The sequence below is a fragment of the Aquimarina sp. U1-2 genome (assembly GCF_017897595.1).
GTDB lineage: Bacteria > Bacteroidota > Bacteroidia > Flavobacteriales > Flavobacteriaceae > Aquimarina.
The window spans coordinates 1-463 of sequence record NZ_JAGKIK010000074.1 but is presented as its reverse complement, the minus strand read 5'-3'; the positions used below and the strand labels follow the sequence as shown (position 1 = coordinate 463).

Here is a 463-nt window from a genome sequence, read left to right as displayed (position 1 = left end):
CTTGTATTGCTTCCTTATATAGTATTAAACCGTTTTCATTTTTAATTGTAAATAGATCTCCCTTTTTTACCTCCATTAAAGTGAGTGTGGTTTTACCGGCGTCACCTTTAGAAATGTAAAATGATTTGTCGTTAGCGTATCCTATAACCGTAACCAATAGAGCTACCATTAAAAATACTTTTTTCGAAGTGTGAATTACGTTTTTCATGATTTGGATTTTTTAACGTTTTACACTCCAAAATTACATCAAAGAGAACTACTGTAACACATTGAAATTGACCAATTTATATGCAAAATTATCTGTTAAATTTATGTTATCTCACTATAGGGTTAATATGCTATAATGTTGAGTTAATTACCTACATTTTATGGGGTAATGTAGCATAGATATATAATGTATTAACCCAAATAATTTTTTGAAAAAAAAATAAAAAAAATGAAAGTTATTTTTGTGTTAAGCAAA

Annotated in this window: 1 pseudogene; it reads right to left on the bottom strand. The window is 27.2% G+C overall.

Going from position 1 to position 463, the window contains the following annotated elements:
- Nucleotides 1-208, bottom strand: a pseudogene (locus J8281_RS19075) (hypothetical protein); the annotation flags it as partial.
- Between the last annotated feature and the right edge of the window lie 255 nt (nucleotides 209-463).